Source organism: Cryobacterium luteum, from assembly GCF_900110125.1.
Lineage (GTDB): Bacteria > Actinomycetota > Actinomycetes > Actinomycetales > Microbacteriaceae > Cryobacterium > Cryobacterium luteum.
In genome coordinates this window covers 71644-93184 of record NZ_FOCN01000005.1, presented here as the reverse complement: position 1 = coordinate 93184, position 21541 = coordinate 71644, and the positions used below count along the sequence as shown (strand labels likewise).

Below are 21541 nucleotides of genomic sequence, written 5' to 3'. Positions count from 1 at the left end.
CCTAAGCGAGCGGTCAGTCTCGATCGTCCGAAGGTGGGCGCGGGTCGGTCGGCCGAGCTGCGGTCGTCGCATCTGCTGCCGACGTATCCGTTGACGCCCCCTCAGCGTCAGTGGCCGCGCAGGCCCGCGCCACCGCGGCGAGGGAGAGGGCGACGTCCGCGGCATCCGTCGACCAGTTGCTCACCGAGATGCGCAGAATGTCCCGGTCGTGCCAGCGCGACCCCGACATCCACGCCGAACCGTCGGCGAGGAGCTGCTGCGTCACCCGCCGGGTGCGGTCATCACTGCCGAAGCTCACGCACACCTGCGTGAACACCACCTCGTTGAGAATCTCGACGCCGGGCAGCGAGCTGAGTCCCTCGGCCAGGGCCCGCGCATTCGCCGCGAGGCCGTCCACCAGTGCGATCGTGCCGGCCCGGCCGAGCGCGCGGAGCGCCGCCCACACCGGAACACCCCGAGCCCGGCGGGACAGCTCGGGCACCTTCTCGAACGGATTGCCGGGTCCCGGGTTGGCGGGAGTGCCATCGGCCGCCACCAGATAGCTCGTGTGCACGCCGAACACCTGGCGCACGACTTCGGGCCGGGACACGATCGCCACCCCGCAGTCGTAGGGAACGTTGAGGGTTTTGTGAGCGTCCGTCGCCCAGGAGTCGGCCCGGTCCAGGCCGGCGAGCTGGTCACGATAGCTCGGGCTGGCGGCGGCCCACAGGCCGAACGCTCCGTCGATGTGCACCCACGCGTTGTGTCGGTGGGACACGTCGATCGCGGCGTCCATCGGGTCTGCTGCTCCGGAATGCAGGTTGCCGGCCTGCAGACAGACGATGGCCGGGCCGGACCCGGTATCCAGCAGCTCGGCCAGTGCGTCTGGCCGCAATCGTCCTTCCCGGTCGACTTCGACCACGATGGGCGCTCCGAGGCCGAGGTAGCGCAGCGCGAGATCGATGACGTCGTGACGCTCCGCCCCCACGAACACCCGCACGCGCGGCGAACCGGCCAGGCCGTCCCTGTCCGGGTTCCAGCCGGCCCGCTCCAGAACCCACTGCCGACCGGCGGCGAGACCGACAAAATTCGCCATCGTCGCACCGGTGGTGAATCCCACATCCGCTTTCGGGGGCAGCCCGAGCAGGTCGAGCAGCCAACCGGCTGCGGTCTCTTCGAGCACGGCGGTCGCGGGTGTGGCGAAGCGCATTCCGGCGTTCTGGTCCCACGCACTCACCAGCCAGTCGGCGGCGAGCGCGGCGGGCAGTGTTCCCCCGATCACCCACCCGAAGAACCGGCCGGATGGCATCGCCATCAGCCCGGGTTCCGCGAAGGAAGCCAATTCATCGATGACAGCGGCCGCCGGCGTCGGGGCTGGGGGCAGCGGGCCGGCCGACAGCGCGGCCAGGGTATCGGCGTCGACCCGAGGGCCGACCGGGCGGGTGGGTAACGACGCTAGCCAGGCGAGGGCGTGCAGCAGTGCACGGTCCAGAGCCGCGGTGTAGGCGTCCGGCTGGGCAGACATGGCGCCATGATAGCCCGCCGGTCTGCCCTTGTCTCCGGTTCGTCAGGGGGTTACTGTGACCCGCAGCATCGCCAGTCGCCCCGCCCCTTTCGCATAATTTCAGAGAAGTGGATGTCATGAGCGCACCCGTAACCGCCCGTCGCCGAAGCCTGGGCTTCGCACTCACCATCGTCACCTTGGGAGCATTCCTGCTGGCTTCCGCGCCGACGGCGCTCGCCGCTCCTGCGACGAGCGTGCCGCGCACCGTCAACCAGCCAACCGAGATCCAGCCCGCCGCCAACCAGTTAACCGCCACCCCGGTGCCGGCGATCACCGGCACCCCGCAGGCCGGCCGGCGCCTCACCTCCGCGCCGGGTACCTGGAAACCGGCCCCGGTGACCCTGTCGTACCGCTGGAAGGTGAACGGTGTGTCGGTACCCGGCGCCACGGCATCCGTTTTCACGCCCGCGAACAGCCACGTGGGAAAGAGAGTCACGGTGACCGTCGCCGGCACGAAGGCGGGGTATCAGACCGTCTCGAAGACGAGCCCCGCGACCCGGGTGGTCGCACCGGCGACCATCGCGGTCGGCGCCAATCCCCGCGAGATCGTTGTGACGGCTGACGGTCGCTGGGCCTACGTCGCCAATGGTGGTGCGCAGACCGTCTCTGTGATCGACACGACAACCGGCACAGTCGTGGCGACCATCCCGCTCGGCGGCACCCCCCGAGCGCTGGCCGTGTCGACCAACCAGAAGCAGGTGTTCGTGAGCACCTGCAGCGATGAAAAGATCTATGCGCTGAATATCGCCACAAACTCGGTCGCCTACTCGTTTCGGGTCGGTGCGTGCGGTGACCTCGTCGCCACGCCTGACGGCAAGTCCCTCTACATCGGCGGGTCACCCTCGTTGTTCGATATCACGGTGGCCACCATCGCCACCCGTTCCGTCGCCGAGCCCATCTTCACCGGCGCTCCGGTGGGTGAACTCACTCCGAGCGCTGACCGTACGAAGGTCTACCTCAGCAACGGCGACGACTACGGCGTGATCATCATCGACACGGCCGCGCCTCAGAGGCCCCTCAAGGAGTTCAACACTTCGCACCCGCCGGTGGCATCGGCACCGTCGCCCGACGGAAAGACGGTCTACGCGAGCCTCGGGCGTGATCTGTTCACCGGTCCGTCCAACGCCGTCGAGGTCATCGACACGGCGACCAACCGCGTGCGCGCCAGCATCGCCATCACGGCTCCCGGCGCCCTGGCCGTGAGCCCCGACGGGTCGAAACTCTACGTTCTGTCGACCGAGAACAACCTCATCGTCACGGTCAGCACCGCAACCAACCGGGTACTGAGTCGTATCCCGGTGGGGCGTGCCCCCTCGAGTCTGGCCGTCACACCCGATGGCAGCAGGGTGGGCATCACCAATTTTGGCGAGAGGACGGTCTCGGTGCTGCCGGTGTTCTGAGTCGGATCTCGAAAACCGAAGTGTCTCCCCGGCCTCGGTAATACTGTGCGACGAAATTGGCATATCGTCGAGGTCGACGCACTTCCTGGAAAGGCACCATGCCACCCTCCAAACCGCCAGCGGTTCCTCGAATCGATGTGGAACGCCACCAGCGGGCACTCCTAACGGCAGCGGCCGATGTACTGGCTCGCGACCCCGACTCCACTATGGCGGATGTGGCGCAGGCGGCGAATTTAACCCGGGCCACTCTCTATCGCCATTTCAACAACCGGCAGACCCTGCTCAAGGCAATCCAGGCGGAGGCCCTCACCCGTGCGTCAGAGACCCTGATCGCGTGCCGCCTCGATGATGGGGATGCGCTCGAAGTGCTCCGGCGGGTCGTCACTGCGCTGGGCAAGCACGGGATGCGCTTTCGCATCATTTTGATGAAGGCAGCGGATGCCAGCCCACGATTTTTACGCCAGCGTGATCAGGTGCTGGCCCCCGTGGTGGATGTCGTCAAACGGGGGCAGCGTGAGGGAGACATCCGTGATGACCTTGCGCCGGAGTGGATTGTCACGGCAATGGCCGCCCTACTCATCGCGGCCGTACGCGCCGCGTCAGCAACGAAGCAGACGGATACCGACGTGTCCGACCTCATTTTTCGCACCCTGGTCGGCGGCATAGCGGCAAAGGCCTCAAAGGGTGATTCGTAAAACTAGACATCACTGTCACATTTCGTCTAATCTCGGTTCAGCAGCTCGAATCGTGCTGCTGGACTCGATGAACCGTGATGGGACTCGCCGTGCTTTCTGCACTTGCTCGCATATCAACCCGATACCGCTGGATAGTGGTCGCACTGTGGCTGATGCTGCTACTCGGGGCTGTGTTGGGAAGCCGGGCATTCGGCGGCACCTTCAGCAACGACCTGACTCTCGCCGGCACCGATTCGCAGGCCGCCTACGACACCCTGCGGCAGCAGTTTCCTGAGCTGTCCGGCGACGGGATGCAGGCCATCGTGCATTGCACGGATGCCGCGAACCCCGTCACCTCTGCTGCCACCCGCACCGCAGTGGAGGAGGCCGTGGCGGAGGTCGCCGCCCTCGACGGCGTCGCTGCCGCGCGGTCGCCATACGATCCGCCCCAGCCGATGGTTTCCGAAGACGGAATGACGGCCATGGTGACTATTCAGTTCACGGAACGGGCTAAAGACATCCCTGCCCAGACGCTTGCCGCCGCGCAGGCAGCCTTTGCGGGCGTGCAAGAGACCGGCGCTGAGGTCGAATTCGGAGGCCCTGCCTCGCAGGCCGAGTCCGGGCCGTCGGGAAGTGAGGTCTATGGGTTGCTCGCCGCAGCCCTGGTCTTACTTCTCGTTTTCGGATCGCTGTTCGCAATGCTTGTCACGCTGGCCAGTGCCCTCATGGCCCTCGGAATTGGGCTCGCCTCGATCACCATGATCGCATCGTCGGTGACGATCGGCACGTCCGGACCCATCGTGGCCGCCATGATTGGCCTGGGCGTGGGAATCGACTACGCACTGCTGATCGTTACGCGGCACCGAGAAGGGATGGCCCAGGGCTTGGCCCCGAACGCGTCCATCGAAGTGGCCATGACGACCGCGGGACGTTCCGTCCTGGTCGCGGGGGCCACGGTGATCATCGCCATCCTCAGTCTGTATGCCATCGGCATCCCCTTCGTCTCCTCGCTTGGCCTGGCCAGCGCCATCGTAGTCAGCGCCACGATGCTGGCCGCTGTCACTCTGCTGCCGGCGCTACTGGCGATTTTCGGCCGCAGTCTGGATCGCGTTCGCGTGCGTAAACTCCGCAGAACGACCCCCGGTACAGCGGATGCCGCGGGAACCTCCCACTCAGCGCCCGCGTCGGGCTGGCGCGGCTGGTCCGGAGGCATCCAGCGTCGTCGCTGGGTCTCGGCGCTCGCCGCCGTACTTGTTTTGGTAATTTTGGCCCTCCCCCTGCTATCGCTCCGTCTCGGCACCGCCGACGGCGGATCGCAGGCCGCCGAGACCACCCAGCGAAAAGCCTACGATCTCATCGTCGACGGCTTCGGTGCCGGGTGGTCGGGCCCGCTCCTGGTCACGGTCGACTTCGGTGCGGACTCGCCTCCCACCGAGAATCAGGCCGCGAGCCTCGCGGTGCGTGCCGAATTGGCAGCAACGGATGGCATCAGCGCCGTCACGCCACCGCGGCTGTCGGAAAACGGAACGACCGCGCTGTTCACGGTGATTCCCAGTAGTTCACCGGATGATACGGCCACGGAAAGCCTGGTGCACGCCTTGCGCGATACCGTACTGCCGGCGGCGGCCCCGAACGCGACGGCCCACGTCGGCGGGGCAACGGCGACGAGCATCGACCTGGCCGACACCCTTCTGGCACAGATTGGCTGGTTCATCCTGATCGTCGTTATGCTGGCTTTCATCGTCCTCTTGATCGAGTTCCGGGCCCCGTTCATCGCGGCCATGGCGGTCATTATGAACTTGTTCGCGGTCGGGGCCGCCTATGGGCCGGTTGTCGCCGTCTTCCAATGGGGGTGGTGGCCTGCCGGTTTGCTGGGGGTGGCCCCCGGACCGGTGGAATCGTTCGTTCCGGTCATGCTCTTCGCGGTTCTGTTCGGTCTGTCCACCGATTACACCGTATTCCTGCTGAGCCGCGTCAAAGAGGAGCTCGTCCGCACGGGCAATCCCGACCGAGCCGTCCGCGACGGCCTGGCTGCAACGGCCCGAGTCATCCTGGCCGCGGCATCCGTCATGGTCGTCGTGTTCGGAAGTTTCATTCTCAACGACCAACGCACCGTCACAATGTTCGGCTTCGGGCTGGCCGTGGCCGTGGCCGTGTATGCGCTCGTGGTGATGCTCGTACTCGTGCCCGCACTCCTCGCGATTGCCGGCCGCGCAGCGTGGGGGCGCACGAGTGGACCCGAGTTCAGGCCCGAGCCCTCGCCCGACCGTGAAGGTGTCCTCGTGACGTCCTGATCTGGTGTCGACGGAATGTCGGTGGGTGCCCGTAGTCTGAAGTCCCGACGAGAGGTGATCCATGGCAGCCGTGCAGCTGGGCCAGTACGCGCCCGCCGAGAAGATTCTGGTGCATTTGAGTGACACCCATTTTCTAGCGGATGGCGCGGCCCTCTACGGCGCCGTCGACACCGACCACACCGTGCACCGCGCCTTCGAGCAGCTGCACCGCTCGGGCATTCGCCCCGACGCGATCATTCTCACCGGCGACGTGGCCGACCGCGGCGAAGCCGATGCCTACCGTCGCATTCGCGGCATCGTCGAGTCCGCTGCCGCCCGGTGGAACGCCAGGATCATCTGGGTGATGGGCAACCACGACCAGCGCGACGCCTTTCGCACCGAGCTGCTTGGCGAGGTGCCCGCCGACCAATACCCCGTAGATCAAACACATGATCTTGACGGCCTGCGCATCATCGCCGTCGACACGAGCGTTCCCGGATATCACCACGGTGAGGTCACCGACGATCAACTGCGCTGGCTGGCCGATGTGCTCAAGCAGCCGGCCCCGCGCGGGTCGATTCTGGCGCTGCACCACCCACCGATTCCCACACCGCTGCCGCTGATGAGCGTGCTCGAGCTGCAGGATCAGCCGAAGCTGGCCGCCGTTCTGGCCGGCAGCGACGTGCGCGCCATTCTCGGTGGGCACCTGCACTACTCCACACAGGGCCTCTTCGCCGGCATCCCCGTGTCGGTCGCGGCGGCCACCTGTTACACGATGGACCTCAGCGCGCCCGACCGTGAACTGACCGGGGTGAACGGCGGCCAGACTCTCAACCTCGTGCACGTCTACGCCGACCAGATCACCCACTCCCAGCTGCCGATCGGCGACTATGCCGCTGTCACGCAGTTTCGCGCCGACTACGTCGATGAGCTGGCCCCCCTCTCGGCCGAGGACCGCCGGCAGGCCTTCTCACGGCAGCGCTGACCTCCGCGGCGCGACACTCAAAGTGAGAGAAACTGAACCCGTGCACCTGAGCGACGACATCGACGAGTTTCTGCGCTACCTCAACATGGAGCGCGGCTACTCGATCCACACGGTGCGGGCCTATCGCACCGACCTTCACCAACTGGCCGGGTTTGCGGCCGAGCGGGGCGTGACGGCATCCGCTGAGCTGAGCCTGGAACTGCTGCGGGAATGGCTCTGGGTGGCCACCCAGGCCGGTCTGGCCCGCGCCACTCTGGCCCGGCGTTCGGCGTCGGCCCGCAGCTTCACTGCCTGGCTTGCGCAGAGCCACGACGACGGCCTCGACCCGGCGGCTCGCCTGCGCTCGCCGAAACCGGGTCACACCCTGCCGCGCGTCATCACCCATATCCAGATGACCGACCTGCTCGACCTGCTGGCGGCCCGCGCCGCCGGGGGAGAGGCTCTCGCGCTGCGAGACCTCGCCATCGTCGAACTGCTCTACGCCTCGGCGCTGCGCGTCTCCGAGCTGGTCGGCCTCGATATCGCCGACGTCGACCTCGAACGATTGACCGTGCGGGTGACCGGCAAGGGCGCGAAGGAACGCGTGGTTCCGTTCGGGGTTCCGGCGCAGCGTGCCCTCGTCGATTACCTGCGCGAGGCGCGGCAGCCACTCGCCGCCGGTGCCGCGCCGCCGGCGAAAACCGGCGTAGCGCAGACCAGTGCGGGGCAAACCGGTGCAGTGCAACCCGCGACGGCCGCCCGATTGAACTTAGCGCTCCCGAACGTCGCCGCAGTCTTTCTGGGCCGTCAGGGCCAGCGTCTCGGCGTGCGCGGGGTCTACCGCCTTGTCGCCGCCCTGCTCGAAGCGGTTCCTGGTACCGGCCCGGCCGGACCGCACGCCCTGCGCCACACCGCAGCCACCCACCTTCTCGACGGCGGAGCCGACCTGCGCGCGGTGCAGGAACTGCTCGGACACGTCAGCCTCGGCACCACCCAGATCTATACCCACGTCTCAGCCGAGCGCCTCAAAGCCAGTTACGGACTCGCCCACCCGCGTGCCTGACCGGGCACGCTTGACTGGGTGGAGTGGCCCAGCCAGGGCATCACGGTGTTACCGTCGGCAGCAGAACGGCCCGGGGCAGCTTCCCGAGATAGAGCAGCGGCGACACGTAGGACCCGTGCAGACGCACCCCCAGATGCAGGCACCCCGGCGGGCAGTGACCGCCGCTGCCCACGGTGCCGATTATTTGCCCGGCTCGTACCCGGTCGCCCACGGCGACGACGGAGTCCACCGGCTCGACCGTCACGATCACGTCACCCGGCTGCGTGATCGACAGGACGGGCCGATCAACGACTGGGCCCGCGAACGAGACGACGCCGTCGTGCGGTGCCAGCACGGGCTGCTGCGGCGCGGCAGCGAGGTCGATCCCGCGATGCCCGGCCGCATAGGCTGACGCCGGCGCCAGAAAAGCCCGGGTCACGGGGTGTGGTTCCGCGAGTGGCCAGCGCCAGGCATCCGCTCCGGTCGGCGCGGCCGCCACCGGTGGTGGGGAGGAAGCAGCGCCGGTTGCCGACCCGGCCCCGAGAACCACAATCACGGTGATGAAAGCGGATGCCGCCAGCGCACGTAAATTCTGCATGTCCCCACCCTGCCCGGCCGGCGCGGACCGGGGCGGGCAGCCAGCGGATCGGTGGACATCTCTGCCCGGCCGGGCCGGTGGAGGGGGCGGCTGGCGGCGAACCAGCTGGCGACCTACCCGGTCGCGCCCGCACCCCTAGCAGTGATACGCTACTCCGAGCAGCGCTTTGTGCGCTGACTACGCGTGCCCATTTGGCCGCCATGTCCAATCGGTCCCGTCTCACGAGATTCTTGCGTGAAGCAGGGCGGACGTGTGCCGGGCACCAGGAGTGATGATCGACCGATCATCACACAAACCGATTGGTGTGGCTTTTCGAGCCCGCACCAGAACAGGAGTACGGCACATGGCCGTCGTAACCATTCGTCAGCTGCTTGACAGCGGCGTGCACTTCGGGCACCAGACCCGCCGTTGGAACCCGAAGATGAAGCGCTTCATCTTCACCGAGCGTTCCGGCATCTACATCATCGACCTGCAGCAGTCGCTCGGGTTCGTTGACAAGGCCTATGACTTCGTCAAGGAGACGGTTGCCCACGGCGGCACCATCCTCTTCGTCGGTACCAAGAAGCAGGCCCAGGAATCCATCTCTGAGCAGGCGCAGCGCGTAGGCCAGCCCTACGTCAACCAGCGCTGGCTCGGTGGGCTCCTCACCAACTTCCAGACCGTTTCCAAGCGTCTGGCCCGTATGAAAGAACTCGAAGAGCTCGACTTCGAAGACACCGCCAAGAGCGGTTTCACGAAGAAGGAAATGCTCATCAAGAAGCGCGAGCTCGTCAAGCTGCACAAGAGCCTCGGCGGTATCCGCAACCTCACGAAGACCCCGTCCGCGCTGTGGGTTGTTGACACCAACAAGGAGCACCTCGCCATCGACGAGGCGCGCAAGCTCGGCATCCCCGTCATCGCCATCCTCGACACCAACTGCGACCCCGACGACGTGCAGTACCCGATCCCGGGCAACGACGACGCCATCCGCTCCGTTGGCCTGCTGACCCGCATCATTGCGGACGCCGCAGCCGAGGGACTCATTCAGCGTCACGCCAAGCCGGAGGCCGAAGTCGAGCCCCTCGCCGCGTGGGAAGCTGAACTGCTCCAGGCCTCCGAAACCGAGACCACCCCCGCGCAGTCCTCTGCCGAGACCGAGAAGGTTGCCGACGCTACCGTCGCGGCCGACGAGGCCGTCGTTGCCGAGCCCACCATCGCCGACGCCGTCGCCGACACCGAGGTTGCCGCCGTTCTGGCCGCCGTCTCCGATGACGCGACCGTCGTTGCCGACGAGACCAAGTAAGGAACCCGGTATGGCAAACTTCACACTCGAAAACGTCAAGGCTCTTCGCGAGAACCTCGGCACCGGAATGGTCGACACCAAAAATGCCCTCGTTGAAGCTGACGGTGACATGGACAAGGCCATCGAGATCCTGCGCCTCAAGGGTGCCAAGGGCAACGCCAAGCGCGCTGACCGTTCCACCTCCGAGGGACTCGTCGCTGCCAAGGAAATCGGCACGACCGCGTACATGATCGAACTCGCCTGCGAGACCGACTTCGTAGCCAAGGGTGACAAGTTCGTCGTTCTGGCCGACAAGGTTCTCGACGCGATCGCTGCCGCTGGCGCGACCACGGTCGAGGCCGGACTGGCCGCATCCGCTGGAACGCAGACCGTCGCCGAGCTCATCGACGGCGAAGCCGCCATCATCGGCGAGAAGTTCGAACTTCGCCGGGTTGCCGCCGTCACCGGTGAATCGTTCTCGATCTACCTGCACAAGACCAGCAAGGACCTGCCCCCGCAGGTCGGCGTTGTTCTCGGATTCTCCGGAGCCGACGTGGAGACCGCTCGCAGCGTGGCCCAGCACATTTCGTTCGCCAACCCCGAGTACCTCGCGGCGAGCGACGTTCCTGCTGAACTCGTGGAAACCGAGCGCAAGATCGTCACCGAGATCTCGAAGAATGAGGGCAAGCCGGAAGCGGCACTGCCCAAGATCGTTGAGGGACGCGTCAAGGCGTACCTCAAGCAGGTCGCACTGCTCGAACAGGACTACGCCAAGGACAACAAGCTGTCCGTCGCGAAGGTTCTCGACGACGCAAAACTGACCGTGTCGGGCTTCGCCCGGTTCAAGGTCGGCGCCTAACAAAAAATGACGGAGGTCGGATTGCGAAAGCGATCCGGCCTCCGTTTTTGTGTGTGCCCCGGCGGGGGCAGACGCGCGCACTTGATAGTTTGGTAACACCCCCTCTCGGAAGGCCCCGCACGAAATGACTGACACGGCCAACACGCCCATGACCCACACCAGCCCGGTGAACTTCGCCGCGGTTGTGAAGAAGCGGCGGGTGCTCCTCAAACTGTCTGGTGAGGCCTTCGGCGGCGGTGCCGTCGGTGTGAATCCGGATGTCGTCAGCTCGCTGGCCCGCGAGATCGCCGAGGGCGCCAAGCACGTCGAAGTGGCCATCGTCGTGGGCGGCGGAAACTTCTTTCGCGGCGCCGAACTCTCCCAGCGCGGAATGGACCGCGGACGCGCCGACTACATGGGCATGCTCGGCACCGTCATGAACGCCCTGGCCCTGCAGGACTTTCTTGAACAGGCCGGCGCCGAGACCCGCGTGCAGTCCGCCATCTCGATGACCCAGGTCGCCGAGCAGTACATTCCGCGGCGCGCCGAACGACACCTCGAGAAGGGCCGCGTCGTCATCTTCGGCGCCGGCGCCGGACTGCCCTACTTCTCCACCGACACGGTCGCCGCGCAGCGCGCCCTCGAAATCGACGCCGACGTCGTGCTGGTGGCCAAGAACGGCGTCGACGGCGTCTACTCCGACGACCCCCGCACCAACCCCGACGCCGAGAAGATCCACCACATCACCTACCTGGAGGCCCTGCAGCGCGGGCTCAAGGTCGTCGACTCCACCGCTTTCAGCCTGTGCATGGATAACCACATGCCCATGCAGGTGTTCGGCATGGCTCCGGAGGGCAACGTCACCGCCGCCATCCTCGGCACCGATCTGGGTACTCGCGTCTCCAACTAGAATTGTTCCACCACCAATAAAGGAGTCACCGTGATCGCGGATGTTCTTTCCGACGCCACAGCGCGCATGAACCGGGCCCTCGAGGCTGCCAAAGACGATTTTGGCACCGTGCGCACGGGCCGCGCCAACCCGCAGATGTTCGCGAAAATTCTGGTGAGCTACTACGGCACGCTGACCCCGCTGGAACAGCTCGCCTCGCTGCAAAACCAGGAAGCTCGCACGATGCTGATCGGCCCGTACGACAAGGCCGCGCTGCGTGACATTGAAATTGCCATCCGTGACACCCCGAACCTGGGCGCCAACGTCGGCAACGACGGCACCACCATTCGGGCTACTCTTCCCGAACTCACCACGGAACGCCGTAAGGAATTCGTGAAGATCGTCAAAGCCAAGGCAGAGGATGCCCGCATCTCCGTGCGCAACATTCGCCGCAAAGCCAAGGATGAGCTCGACGCGCTCAAGAGCGAGGTCGGCGATGACGAGGTCGGTCGCGCCGAGAAAGAGCTCGAGCTGATCACCAAGAGCCACGTGGACGGCATTGACGACGCCTTCAAACGCAAGGAAGCCGAACTCCTCGAGATCTAGGGAATCCGATGACCGAGAAACCGGGGAACGACCAGCCGCAGAAACGCGGGCACGGTGTCAGCCGCGCCGAGTTTCGGGCGCAGGTGAAGACGACGCGCGCTGACTTCGAACGGCAGGTGCAGAGCACCAAAGCCGATTTCGAACGCCAGGTACAAGCCACTCGCGCCCAGCTCGACCAGGCGAACGAACGCATCGAAGCACGCACCGGCCGTAACCTCATTCTGGCCATCCTGATCGGGCTCGTCCTCGGCGGCTCCATGCTGGTCAGCCTGATCATCATCAAACAGCTCTTCATGATCTTCGCGGTTGTGATCGTAGCGTTCTGCGCCTTCGAACTGGCGCAGGCCCTGCGGCACGCAGGCCGTAACGTTCCCCGCATCCCGGTGATCATTTCGGCGGTCGCGATCGTTCCTGCGGCGTTCTACGGCGAGGCGACCGGCCAATGGCTTGTCATGCTCGGCGGTATCGCGCTGATCGCCCTCTGGCGACTGGCACTGCTGGTCATTCCGTCCCATCGTGCCTCGGCCCGTTCCGTCGTCGGCGACGTGGGCGGCGGCATCCTGATTCAGGTGTACGTCGTTTTTCTTGCGAGCTTCGCCGTCTTGCTCGTGGCGCAGGACGAGGGCCAGTGGTGGACGCTCGCCTTCCTGATCCTGGTGATCTCCGCCGATACCGGCGCGTATGTGAGCGGGCTCAACTTCGGCAAGCACCCGATGGCACCCTCGATCAGTCCCAAGAAAACCTGGGAGGGTTTCATCGGCGCCGGCCTGATCTGCATGGTCGCGGGCGTGCTGCTGGCGATCTTCATGCTCGACCAGCCGTGGTGGTTCGGCCTGGTGTTCGCAGGCGTCATTCTGCTGACCGCGACCTTCGGTGATCTGGCCGAATCGCTCATCAAACGCGACCTCGGAATCAAGGACATGAGTTCGTGGCTGCCAGGGCACGGCGGTTTTCTCGACCGGCTGGACTCGATTCTGCCGTCGGCCGCCGCCGCTTACGCGCTCTACTTGATCTTCGCGTGAGTGCGACCGATTCTTCCGGCACGACGCAAGTACGAGACAATGAGGCCATGAGCACCATATTTCCCCGAGTGGGCAAGAAGACGCTCGGCTACAACGTCGGCCAGGTCGAAGCGTTCCTGGCTGCTGCTCGCCGCGCCTATGACCAGCCCGAACCGGCCGATGACGACCTGGATGCCGATACGGGCTCAGCTGTCGGCACGGTGGAATCCGTTGATGCGATCGCCGCCGCTGCCGAGCCCGACGTTCACCCGCTCCAGGCTGTGCCCGGCGACCCGACGGCGGGTGCCGACGGGACCGACGCCATTCACGCCATCGTTGCCGAGAAGGCCGAGGCGGAAGCTGCCGTAGCCGGCGCGACGTTGACGGCCGAGGGCATCCGTCATACCGCTTTTGCAATGCACAAGGGCGGATTCTCGCCCGAACACGTCGATGCCGCTTTGGAACGACTGGAAGATGCCTTCGCGGCGCGGGAGCGCTTTCAGTCCACCAGCGCCCGAGGCGAGCAGGCGTGGATGGCCGACGCCGAGACGACCGCCGACCTGCTCGTGGCCCGGCTCAGCCGCCCGCCGGGACATCGCTTCACCCGGGCGAGCGTGTTGGCCGTCGGTTACAAAAGAGTGGATGTCGATCGTCTCGCCAACAAACTGGTCAAGTATTTTCAGGACGGTCGTGAGCTCACCGTCGATGAGGTGCGAACGTCTGTTTTTCGCCCTGAACGGGGCGGATACCGGGAAGCGCAGGTCGACCTCGTGCTGGACAGCGTCGTCGACGTGATGCTCGCGGTTCGCTGATTTGGGTACTGTTACTTGGTTGTTATCAAATTTGTCGACTAAGGTCGTCTACTAATGGGTAGGCATCTGAAGGCAATCGACACTGTTCCGGCCGCGGCACAGCCGATCGTTCGTCGAACTCGGCCGCGGGTGAAGCCGGCCCACTTTCTGTTCGGGTTCACGGCAGCCTGTGCGTTTGTGCTCGTCACCGTCGTTGATCCCTACTCGGGTGCCACCGCGTCACCGTACTTTCAGATCGCCGGGAGCACGGCCGACGATGGTCCGGCGCAGGCCGTGCTCGTAGCGGGCAGCTATGCCAATACGATCACTCGCGACGGCTACGCCGTGACCGAGAAGCCCAAGCCCGTTCCGGTTGTCGTCGCGGTGGAGAAGAAGACCGCGAGCTTCACCGCGCCGTCGGCCGCCGTCCCCGATCCGGGCTCCGCCCAGGCATATGCCTACGACGCTGTGGCCGGTCGCGGCTGGGGCGAAGACCAGTACAACTGCCTTGTTTCGCTCTGGCAGAAAGAGTCCGGCTGGCGCGTCAACGCTCAGAATGGTTCCAGCGGAGCCTACGGAATTCCGCAGGCACTTCCCGGTTCGAAAATGGCCACGGCGGGCGATGACTGGGCCACCAACGCCGGAACCCAAATTGAATGGGGCCTCGGCTACATCACCGACCGGTACGGCACTCCGTGCGGCGCATGGGCGAAATCGCAGGCGTCCGGCTGGTATTGATACCAGGCTGGTGCCGGGCCTGCGGGCCCGCACTTTAGACTGGAATCATGGCGCGCAGCAATCGACCCCGAGGCCGCAAAGCCCCGCAGCCCGCCGACGACGATGAAACCGGCGACCTGAACCACCTGCTCGCGGGCTGGCGTCGCAGCGAAGTACGACGCGATGGTCTGTGGCACGTGCAGCCGGTTCCCGCCAAGCAGGCCGTCAAAACCTACCTGTGCCCGGGGTGCACCCTCGATATCGTGCCGGGCACGGCACACATCGTCACCTGGCGCGGCGACGGGGTGCTCGGCGACGCCGCCGACCTCGCCAACCGGCGGCACTGGCACTCGCACTGTTGGAAAATCAAGTGAACCCGAGAATTCAGGAGGACCGGTGACCGCCTCGGTCGATATTCGTGGCGGCATCGAACTGCCCGCCACCATCGAGCACATCGAACTGCACACGAGCGACGGCCTGACCCTGGTCGGCGAACTAGCAACCCCGGTCGGCCGTGCTCCGGTGGCAACGCTCGTGACGCTGCATCCGCTGCCGACCGCCGGCGGTTTCATGGACTCGCATATTCTGCGGAAGGCCGCCAACCGGCTGCCCGCGCTGGCCGACCTGGCCGTGCTGCGGTTCAACACCCGCGGTACCGCCTCGCCACGTGGCACAAGTGACGGCGACTTCGGCCATGGACTGACCGAACGGGCCGATGTCGCCGCGGCGATGGCCTTCGTCGCCGAGCGCCAGCTGCCCAACCCCTGGCTGCTCGGCTGGTCGTTCGGCACCGAACTCGCCCTCAAGTACGGACTGGAACATCCCATTCGCGGAGCCATCCTGTTGTCGCCTCCGCTGCACCGCACCAGCAACGAGGAACTGGCGGCCTGGGCCGGCAACGAACGCGCCCTGGTGGCTCTCATTCCCGAGTTCGACGATTACCTGCGACCGGATGCTGCCCGCCTGCGGTTTGCGAGTGTGCCCGACCTGCGCCTGGTCGCGGTCGAGGGCGGCAAACACCTGTGGGTGGGGGAGAACCTCACCCGCCGGGTGCTGACCGAGATTGTCGCCACCGTCAACCCCGGTGCGCTGCCGCTGCCGACCGAGTGGACGGCACCGGAAACCGCCGCGTGCTAGACCAGCGCGCCGGAGCTTAGAGTTCGTTCTGGCGGGGGATGACGACCTGTTTGACAATCATGATGACCGAGGCGGCCACCGGGATGGCAATCAGCGCGCCGAGAATGCCGAGCAGGCTGCCGCCGGCCAGGGCTGCGATCACGACGACCGCGCCCGGCACCGACACGGCTCGGTTCATGATGTTCGGGCTGAGCACGTACGCCTCGACCTGCATGTAGATGAGGTAGTAGATGCCCGCGGCCAGAGCCGTCTGCGGTGAACTGCCGATCTCGGGAATCAAACAGGTCAGCACGATGATGACAGAACCCGAAATGGTACCGACGAGCGGGATCAGCGACAGCAGGAAGGCGATGAACGCGAGCAGCGCCGGAAACGGCGCTCCGATGATCGACAGGAAGATGAAGCTGAGCACGCCGTTGACCGAGGCCAGGGCGGCCTGCCCCACGATGTAGCGACCGACGGCCGTGGTGATCTGTTCACTGATGTCGGTGAAGCGTTCCCGCTTGGACGCCGGAACCAGCTGGTAGGTGGCCCGCTTCATGCTGTTCAGCGAGGCCGTGAAGTAGAGCGTGAGAATGAGGATGATGAGGCCGCCGAACAGGCCGTTGACGAAGGCGAGCCCCGACTGCACAACCGTGGCGGTGATGTTGGTCAGGTTGCCGCCGAGAAAATCGGTGATCGTCTTGGAGATCTCGCCAATATTGAGGCCGGGGAACTGCTTCTGCAGATCGCTCAGAAAGGTTGAGCTGTTCACGGCCTTGACCAGCTCCGGAATGAGCTTGGACAGCTTGGACACCTGGTCGACGATGATCGGAACGATCGCGAAGATCACTGCCGTCAGCACCCCGAGCACGGCGGCGACCACGGTGAGAATGGCGGCCCAGCGAGGGAACTTCTTCTTCTCCAGCCAGGACACCGCCGGGTCGAGGCCGAGCGCGATGAACAGCGCGGCCCCGACATAGATGATGATCGTCTGCAGGGTGATCACCGAGGTGATGATCAGCAGCCCCAGCCCCACCCCCAGGGTCCCGACGAGTCCGAACCGGAAGGCGTTCTGAATTTTCACGTGGAGTCTCCAGGAGTAGGGAATTACTCGGCTGCGACCCGTTCTGCCTGGGTCAAAACGCTGCGCAGGCTCTCAAAGTACCCGGCCACGGCGTCGCGCTCAATCCTAATCTGCGACAACCGATCTTCGGCGTCGGCGACGAGGGTGCGTGAACGTGTCGTGGCGTCCGTGACGAGGGCGGTGGCCGTGGCGTGAGCGTCACTGAGAATGCGCTCGGCACTCTCCTCGGCGAGGTCCTTGTTGGCCTTGGCCTCCTCGCGGGCGCCGGCGTCGAGCTGTGCGTTGAGAACGCGCAGCTCAAGGGTGCGGTCGGTGGTCTCGGTGAGCTGTTTGGCGGCATCCGCTTGGAATTTCTGCGTCTGGGCCACGGCCTCCTGATGACGGGACAGGTGCTCCTGCTCGGCCTCGTCCCGGCGGGCCTTGAGCTCGACATCAAAATCGGCGCGGGTCTGGTCGATTTCTCGGGCCAGGCGGCTGGCTTCGTGCTCGCCCTTGCGGCGGGTGGCGGTGAGCTGGTTCTCCAGGTCGATGCGGGCCTGCTCGGCCTCGGCCTCGGCGTCGATGCGAGCCTGCTGATTCTCGCGGTCGAGGTCGGCACCGGCCTGCTCCACCTCGGCGGCGAGTGCGGCACGGGCCTGTTCGATCTCGCGGGCCAGTCCGGCACGCTTACGATCGAGCTCCCGGACGAGGTCGGTCTGTGCCTGTTCCCGTTCCACCTCGGTCACCGCGTGGGCCTGTTCGACTTCGCGGGCCAAGTCGATGCGACCCTGCTCCACCTCAGCGGCGAGCAGGGTGCGGGCCTGGTCGGCCTCGTGGGCGCCGGCCATCCGGGCCTCGCCGGTCTCCCGCGCCAGGTCGACCCGGGCTTGCTCCGTTTCGGCCGCGAGATCGACGCGGGCCTGGTCGGTTTCGCGTTGCAGGTCGGCGCGTTGCTGATCGAGTTCCAGAGCCACTTCGGCGCGGGTGAGTTCGGTCTCGTGGGTCAGTCCGGCCGCGATTTCGCGGGCTTCGGTGGCTTCCCGCTGGGCGACGACGCGCACTTCAGCTGCTTCCCGATCTGCCTCAGAGCGGACGGCCGCCACCTCGCGTTTCACCGTGGCCCGCGCTTCGGCCGCCTCGGTGGCGACAGCACCGCGAATCAGTGAGGCATCGCGAGTGGCATCCTGAGTGATCTGGGCCTGCTCGTCCTGGGCGCGGGCGCGCATGTCATCCGCTTCGACGCGTGCGTCATCGAGCACCCGACGGGCTTTGACGGCGGCATCGGACAGGGTGCGTTCGGCCTGCTCCACTGCGTTCTGGCGCAGCAGGTGCACCTCGTCGTTGGTCGCGGCGCGCAGCTTCTCAGCGTCGATATCGGCCTGGGCGATCACGCGGGTGGACTGTTCCTCCGCGACGCGCAGGGTGTTCTCCAGCTTGGTACCGAGACCGGAGAACGTGGGGCTCCCGACCTCTTCGATCTCGGCGTTGAGATCGTCGATACGACCGGCGAGGCGTTTGACCTCACGGCCGGCTTCCGCGTTCTGGGTGTTCGCCTGGATCAGTTCGCGGCGCAGCGACTGGATGGCCTTGGCGACCTCATCCTTGTCGTAGCCGCGAAATACCTGGGTGAATTCAGCTTCGTCGTCAGACACGTGTGCTCCTTACAAATGGGCCCCGGCCCTCGATGGATCATGCATGACGGGACAGCTCAATTTTAGTGGGTTCCGTCCCGCCACGTACGCGCCCGCCATTCGAGGCGCTCCCGCCCGCTATTAGGCACCTCTCAGCAGAACGCAGTAACGTAGAAGGTCCGTGTCTGACGAGCTTCAGGTGCGTGAATCAGCCGGAGTGACAGACCAGTCCCGACCAGACAGTACCAACCAGCGGAAATGCTGAAGGGTGATACGTGCGTTTTGTTCTTGCCATCGTGGCCTTCGTTCTTGCAGCAGTGATGATCGTTCTCGGCATCGCTCAGCGAACGATCCTGCTCGAGCCCGCCTTCACCTCCCTGAGTACCACCGTGACCGGCGACACGACCTATACCGTGATCGATCCGAGCGCACTCGCAGCCTCGTCGGGCAGTCAGACCATCAACGTGCGCGGTGACGGCACAATCTTCCTCGCCTACGGGCGTTCCGACGACGTGGCCGCCTGGATCGGCACGGATGCGTACAGCACCGTCGGTTTCAACGACGAGACCGGTGAACTGACCTCCACCACCACCGAGGCTGTCGTTCCCGATGATGAGGACACACCGGCTGACGATGCTGCGGCAGCGGATGCCGTCCCAACGGAGGAAACCGCCGCGATCGTGAACCCGGCCGGCTCCGACCTCTGGCTCGAGGAATACAGCGGCACTCGAACCCTGACGACCACGCTGACCCTGCCGCAGGACATCTCGGTGATCATCGCCTCGGACGGCGTCGCACCGGCGCCGGCGAACATCCGTCTGTCGTGGGCTTCGGACAATTCCACCCCGTGGGCCGGCCCGCTTCTCGCCGGCGGTGCCCTGCTGTTGCTGGCCGGCCTCGTGCTGTACCTGCTGGCCCTGCTGCACCTGCGTCGCTCGCGTCGGCCGCGTCGCAACGTTCCGCGCGGCCCGCGCATGCCACGATTGCCCCGTGCCCCCCGTCCGAAGGCGATCAAGGCCAGTCAGATCACCGCGTCACGGCGGGGAATCACCCGTCGGGTGGCCATTATTCCCATGGTGCTGGTTTCCGGTCTGGCCCTGAGCGGCTGTTCAGCGGACCTGTGGCCCGATTTCAGCCCGGCCGGCACCGCTACCGCCACTCCCACACCGACGCCCCAATCCACCGATTCGGTCGAAGCGGCCGCCGAGCTGCCGCCGCCCGCCGTGACTGTCTCCCAGCTGGAGGCCATCATGAGCGAGATCTCACTGCTCACTGCGGACGCCGATACGAGCCTCAACGCGGATACCCTGGCCACGCGATTCACCGGGCCCGCCCTGGAACAGCGCCTCGCCAACTACAAGATCCGTGCCGTCGATCCGGCGGTCGCCCCGCTCGTCGCCCTGCCCGGTGCCCCCATCACCTTCACCCTGCCCCAGCAGACCAATTCCTGGCCTCGGGTGGTCATGACCGTTATCCAGGACGAAAACGATCCCAGCATTCCGACCATGGCGGTCATGCTCAAGCAGGAATCGCCCCGCAGCAACTACCAGGTGGACTACCTGTTCGCCCTCGAGCAGTCGGCACACGTTCCGGAAGTGGCCCCGGCCGTTGTCGGCGCCCCGGCCATCGCCCCGGACAACAAGCTGCTGCTGCTGCCGCCGGATGGGCTGGCAGCCGCCTACGCCGAAATCCTGCTGCAGGGTGAAGCTAGCCCCTCGTACGGCCTGTTCGAGAGCGACGGCGACAACTTCCGAATTCAGGTTGCTGATCTCAACGCCGCCAAGGTCGCCGCTTTGCCGTCGACCGCGTCGATCGAATTCGCCGCCGCCGCCGGCAGCGACGAGGCCGTGGCCCTGGCCACCAACGACTCCGGCAGCATCGTGGCCGTCAGCATGACGGAGACCGAAACGGTCAAGCCCGTTCAGGAAGGTGCCACGGTGGGCCCGGCGGGCGATGCCCTCGCCGCCAAGGCGCTGTCCGGCATTACCACAACGACCAAGGGCTTTCAAAACACCTACCGCGACCAGCTGCTGTTCTACGTGCCCACAGCCGGTTCAAGCGAAAAAATCATGCTTCTGGGCTTCGCTCAGGGCCTCATCACATCGGCGGAGCTTCCATGACCAACATGCCCCCTTCCGGATCGAACCTGCGCGGAGCGGTCGACCTCTCCTCCCTCGTGAACCGCGCCCCGGCCGGTACCCCGCCGACCGCCAGGAACGGAGCGCCCGTCGGCGCACCCGTCTCGGGCGCCCCCGTCGGCGAGCCGGCAGCGCCCACCGCGCCCGTCACAGTTCCGAGCCTTGTTCTGGACGGCACCGACGCAAACTTCGGCGACCTGCTCGAACTCTCCTCCCGTGTTCCCGTCATCGTCGGACTCTGGGCATCGTGGAGCGAGCCCTCCACCACGCTCATGGCGGTGCTGGAGCAGCTCATCACCGGCCTCGCCGGCCAGTTCGTGTTGGCGCGCGTTGACATTGACGCGAACCCTCAGCTCGCGCAGGCCTTCCAGGCCCAGTCCGTACCAACGGTCGCCGCCGTCATCACCGGTCAGCCGGTGCAGCTCTTCACCGGCCCGCTCGCTGAGGAACAGATCGCCGATGTGCTCGGTCGGGTGCTCGAGCTCGCCGCCCAGCAGGGCGTGACCGGTACAGCCGAGGCCGCCGGAGTGGCCGCCGACGCCGAGCCGGCCGCCGTGGTCGACGAGCCGCTGCCGCCGCACCACCTGGAGGCCTACGCGGCCATCGAGGCCGGCGACTACGCCACCGCCCAGAGCGAATACCGCACGGCCCTGGCCCAAAACCCGAACGACTCCATGGCCGTGGCCGGACTGGCCCAGGTCAGCCTGCTTGCCCGGCTGCAGGGCAAGACCATCGACCAGATCCGCAATGGGGCGGCATCCGCTCCCGACGATCTCGACGCGCAACTGCTGGTCGCCGACCTTGACCTCTCTGGCGGTCACATCGAGGACGCTTTCGATCGGCTGCTGACCCTGTTCCCGGCCCAGCCGGCGCCGGGTCGCAACACGATCCGCGAGCGCATCCTGGAACTGTTCGAGGTCATCGGCACCGACGACCCCCGGGTCGCCCCCACCCGGTCCCGCCTGGCCGCCCTGCTCTACTGATCTCGTCGTT

20 protein-coding genes are annotated in these 21541 nt (G+C 66.0%); 16 read left to right on the top strand and 4 right to left on the bottom strand.

What is annotated here, in order from left to right; genetic code table 11:
- Window positions 1-13 precede the first annotated feature (13 nt).
- Complete coding sequence (locus tag BMW72_RS07390; protein WP_092108858.1) at window positions 14-1504, bottom strand: pyridoxal phosphate-dependent decarboxylase family protein; 1491 nt, start codon at window positions 1502-1504, stop codon at window positions 14-16.
- Window positions 1505-1620: 116 nt separating this feature from the next.
- Here BMW72_RS07390 and BMW72_RS07385 point away from each other — a divergent pair, with 116 nt between their 5' ends.
- The 5 genes from BMW72_RS07385 (at window position 1621) to BMW72_RS07365 (ending at window position 7917) form a co-directional block, all read left to right on the top strand.
- Window positions 1621-2943 carry a YVTN family beta-propeller repeat protein gene (locus BMW72_RS07385; protein WP_092108855.1) on the top strand — a complete coding sequence of 441 codons (1323 nt, stop codon included), beginning with the start codon at window positions 1621-1623 and terminating at the stop codon, window positions 2941-2943.
- Window positions 2944-3041: 98 nt separating this feature from the next.
- Window positions 3042-3638 carry a TetR/AcrR family transcriptional regulator gene (locus BMW72_RS07380; protein ID WP_092108852.1) on the top strand — a complete coding sequence of 199 codons (597 nt, stop codon included), beginning with the start codon at window positions 3042-3044 and terminating at the stop codon, window positions 3636-3638.
- Window positions 3639-3772: 134 nt separating this feature from the next.
- Window positions 3773-5911 (top strand): MMPL family transporter, encoded by a 2139-nt coding sequence (locus tag BMW72_RS07375; protein WP_166787796.1) that lies wholly within the window; start codon window positions 3773-3775, stop codon window positions 5909-5911.
- 61 nt (window positions 5912-5972) lie between these two features.
- Window positions 5973-6875, top strand: coding sequence for a phosphodiesterase (locus tag BMW72_RS07370; protein ID WP_092108846.1), 903 nt, complete (start codon window positions 5973-5975; stop codon window positions 6873-6875).
- 22 nt (window positions 6876-6897) lie between these two features.
- Entirely contained in the window at window positions 6898-7917 is a 1020-nt protein-coding gene (locus BMW72_RS07365; RefSeq protein WP_255576186.1) for a tyrosine recombinase XerC, read from the top strand.
- A 40-nt stretch (window positions 7918-7957) separates the two neighbouring features.
- Here the strand turns inward: BMW72_RS07365 and BMW72_RS07360 are convergent, their stop codons facing one another.
- Window positions 7958-8494: a murein hydrolase activator EnvC family protein gene (locus BMW72_RS07360; RefSeq protein ID WP_092108840.1), complete on the bottom strand. Its 537-nt coding sequence runs from the start codon at window positions 8492-8494 to the stop codon at window positions 7958-7960.
- A gap of 343 nt (window positions 8495-8837) precedes the next feature.
- Between BMW72_RS07360 and rpsB the strand changes: the two genes are divergently transcribed.
- The 9 genes from rpsB (at window position 8838) to BMW72_RS07315 (ending at window position 15734) form a co-directional block, all read left to right on the top strand.
- Window positions 8838-9776 carry a 30S ribosomal protein S2 gene (gene rpsB / locus BMW72_RS07355; RefSeq protein ID WP_092108837.1) on the top strand — a complete coding sequence of 313 codons (939 nt, stop codon included), beginning with the start codon at window positions 8838-8840 and terminating at the stop codon, window positions 9774-9776.
- 10 nt (window positions 9777-9786) lie between these two features.
- Complete coding sequence (gene tsf / locus BMW72_RS07350) at window positions 9787-10614, top strand: translation elongation factor Ts (protein ID WP_092108835.1); 828 nt, start codon at window positions 9787-9789, stop codon at window positions 10612-10614.
- Window positions 10615-10762: 148 nt separating this feature from the next.
- Window positions 10763-11503, top strand: coding sequence for a UMP kinase (pyrH, locus tag BMW72_RS07345; protein WP_092109129.1), 741 nt, complete (start codon window positions 10763-10765; stop codon window positions 11501-11503).
- 30 nt (window positions 11504-11533) lie between these two features.
- Window positions 11534-12088: a ribosome recycling factor gene (gene frr, locus BMW72_RS07340; RefSeq protein WP_092108831.1), complete on the top strand. Its 555-nt coding sequence runs from the start codon at window positions 11534-11536 to the stop codon at window positions 12086-12088.
- A gap of 8 nt (window positions 12089-12096) precedes the next feature.
- On the top strand, window positions 12097-13110 hold the full coding sequence (locus tag BMW72_RS07335; RefSeq protein ID WP_092108829.1) for a phosphatidate cytidylyltransferase: 1014 nt from the start codon (window positions 12097-12099) through the stop codon (window positions 13108-13110).
- Window positions 13111-13157: 47 nt separating this feature from the next.
- The gene (locus tag BMW72_RS07330; RefSeq protein WP_092108826.1) at window positions 13158-13901 is read left to right on the top strand and encodes a DivIVA domain-containing protein; all 744 of its coding nucleotides are present in this window, start codon (window positions 13158-13160) and stop codon (window positions 13899-13901) included.
- A gap of 54 nt (window positions 13902-13955) precedes the next feature.
- Window positions 13956-14618 (top strand): aggregation-promoting factor C-terminal-like domain-containing protein, encoded by a 663-nt coding sequence (locus tag BMW72_RS19230; RefSeq protein WP_241984025.1) that lies wholly within the window; start codon window positions 13956-13958, stop codon window positions 14616-14618.
- 47 nt (window positions 14619-14665) lie between these two features.
- Window positions 14666-14971, top strand: coding sequence for a hypothetical protein (locus BMW72_RS07320; protein WP_174843179.1), 306 nt, complete (start codon window positions 14666-14668; stop codon window positions 14969-14971).
- A gap of 22 nt (window positions 14972-14993) precedes the next feature.
- On the top strand, window positions 14994-15734 hold the full coding sequence (locus tag BMW72_RS07315; protein ID WP_092108823.1) for an alpha/beta hydrolase: 741 nt from the start codon (window positions 14994-14996) through the stop codon (window positions 15732-15734).
- 16 nt (window positions 15735-15750) lie between these two features.
- On the opposite strand, the gene BMW72_RS07310 is transcribed toward BMW72_RS07315, so the two are convergent.
- Window positions 15751-16800 carry an AI-2E family transporter gene (locus tag BMW72_RS07310; RefSeq protein WP_092108821.1) on the bottom strand — a complete coding sequence of 350 codons (1050 nt, stop codon included), beginning with the start codon at window positions 16798-16800 and terminating at the stop codon, window positions 15751-15753.
- A gap of 23 nt (window positions 16801-16823) precedes the next feature.
- The gene (locus tag BMW72_RS07305; RefSeq protein ID WP_092108818.1) at window positions 16824-18431 is read right to left on the bottom strand and encodes a coiled-coil domain-containing protein; all 1608 of its coding nucleotides are present in this window, start codon (window positions 18429-18431) and stop codon (window positions 16824-16826) included.
- A 254-nt stretch (window positions 18432-18685) separates the two neighbouring features.
- Here BMW72_RS07305 and BMW72_RS07300 point away from each other — a divergent pair, with 254 nt between their 5' ends.
- Both BMW72_RS07300 and BMW72_RS07295 read left to right on the top strand, forming a co-directional pair.
- Window positions 18686-20530: a DUF8094 domain-containing protein gene (locus tag BMW72_RS07300; RefSeq protein WP_092108815.1), complete on the top strand. Its 1845-nt coding sequence runs from the start codon at window positions 18686-18688 to the stop codon at window positions 20528-20530.
- A complete protein-coding gene (locus BMW72_RS07295) occupies window positions 20527-21531 on the top strand; it encodes a tetratricopeptide repeat protein (RefSeq protein WP_092108813.1) in 1005 nt (334 codons plus the stop codon). The genes BMW72_RS07300 and BMW72_RS07295 overlap by 4 nt, the downstream gene beginning before the upstream one ends.
- Window positions 21532-21541 lie beyond the last annotated feature (10 nt).

Coding starts and splice junctions, on each gene's coding strand:
- BMW72_RS07390 (WP_092108858.1), bottom strand. CDS start 1,504: ATGTCTGCCCAGCCGGACGCCTACACCGCGGCTCTGGACCGTGCACTG.
- BMW72_RS07385 (WP_092108855.1), top strand. CDS start 1,621: ATGAGCGCACCCGTAACCGCCCGTCGCCGAAGCCTGGGCTTCGCACTC.
- BMW72_RS07380 (WP_092108852.1), top strand. CDS start 3,042: ATGCCACCCTCCAAACCGCCAGCGGTTCCTCGAATCGATGTGGAACGC.
- BMW72_RS07370 (WP_092108846.1), top strand. CDS start 5,973: ATGGCAGCCGTGCAGCTGGGCCAGTACGCGCCCGCCGAGAAGATTCTG.
- BMW72_RS07360 (WP_092108840.1), bottom strand. CDS start 8,494: ATGCAGAATTTACGTGCGCTGGCGGCATCCGCTTTCATCACCGTGATT.
- rpsB (WP_092108837.1), top strand. CDS start 8,838: ATGGCCGTCGTAACCATTCGTCAGCTGCTTGACAGCGGCGTGCACTTC.
- tsf (WP_092108835.1), top strand. CDS start 9,787: ATGGCAAACTTCACACTCGAAAACGTCAAGGCTCTTCGCGAGAACCTC.
- pyrH (WP_092109129.1), top strand. CDS start 10,763: ATGACCCACACCAGCCCGGTGAACTTCGCCGCGGTTGTGAAGAAGCGG.
- BMW72_RS07335 (WP_092108829.1), top strand. CDS start 12,097: ATGACCGAGAAACCGGGGAACGACCAGCCGCAGAAACGCGGGCACGGT.
- BMW72_RS07330 (WP_092108826.1), top strand. CDS start 13,158: ATGAGCACCATATTTCCCCGAGTGGGCAAGAAGACGCTCGGCTACAAC.
- BMW72_RS19230 (WP_241984025.1), top strand. CDS start 13,956: ATGGGTAGGCATCTGAAGGCAATCGACACTGTTCCGGCCGCGGCACAG.
- BMW72_RS07320 (WP_174843179.1), top strand. CDS start 14,666: ATGGCGCGCAGCAATCGACCCCGAGGCCGCAAAGCCCCGCAGCCCGCC.
- BMW72_RS07295 (WP_092108813.1), top strand. CDS start 20,527: ATGACCAACATGCCCCCTTCCGGATCGAACCTGCGCGGAGCGGTCGAC.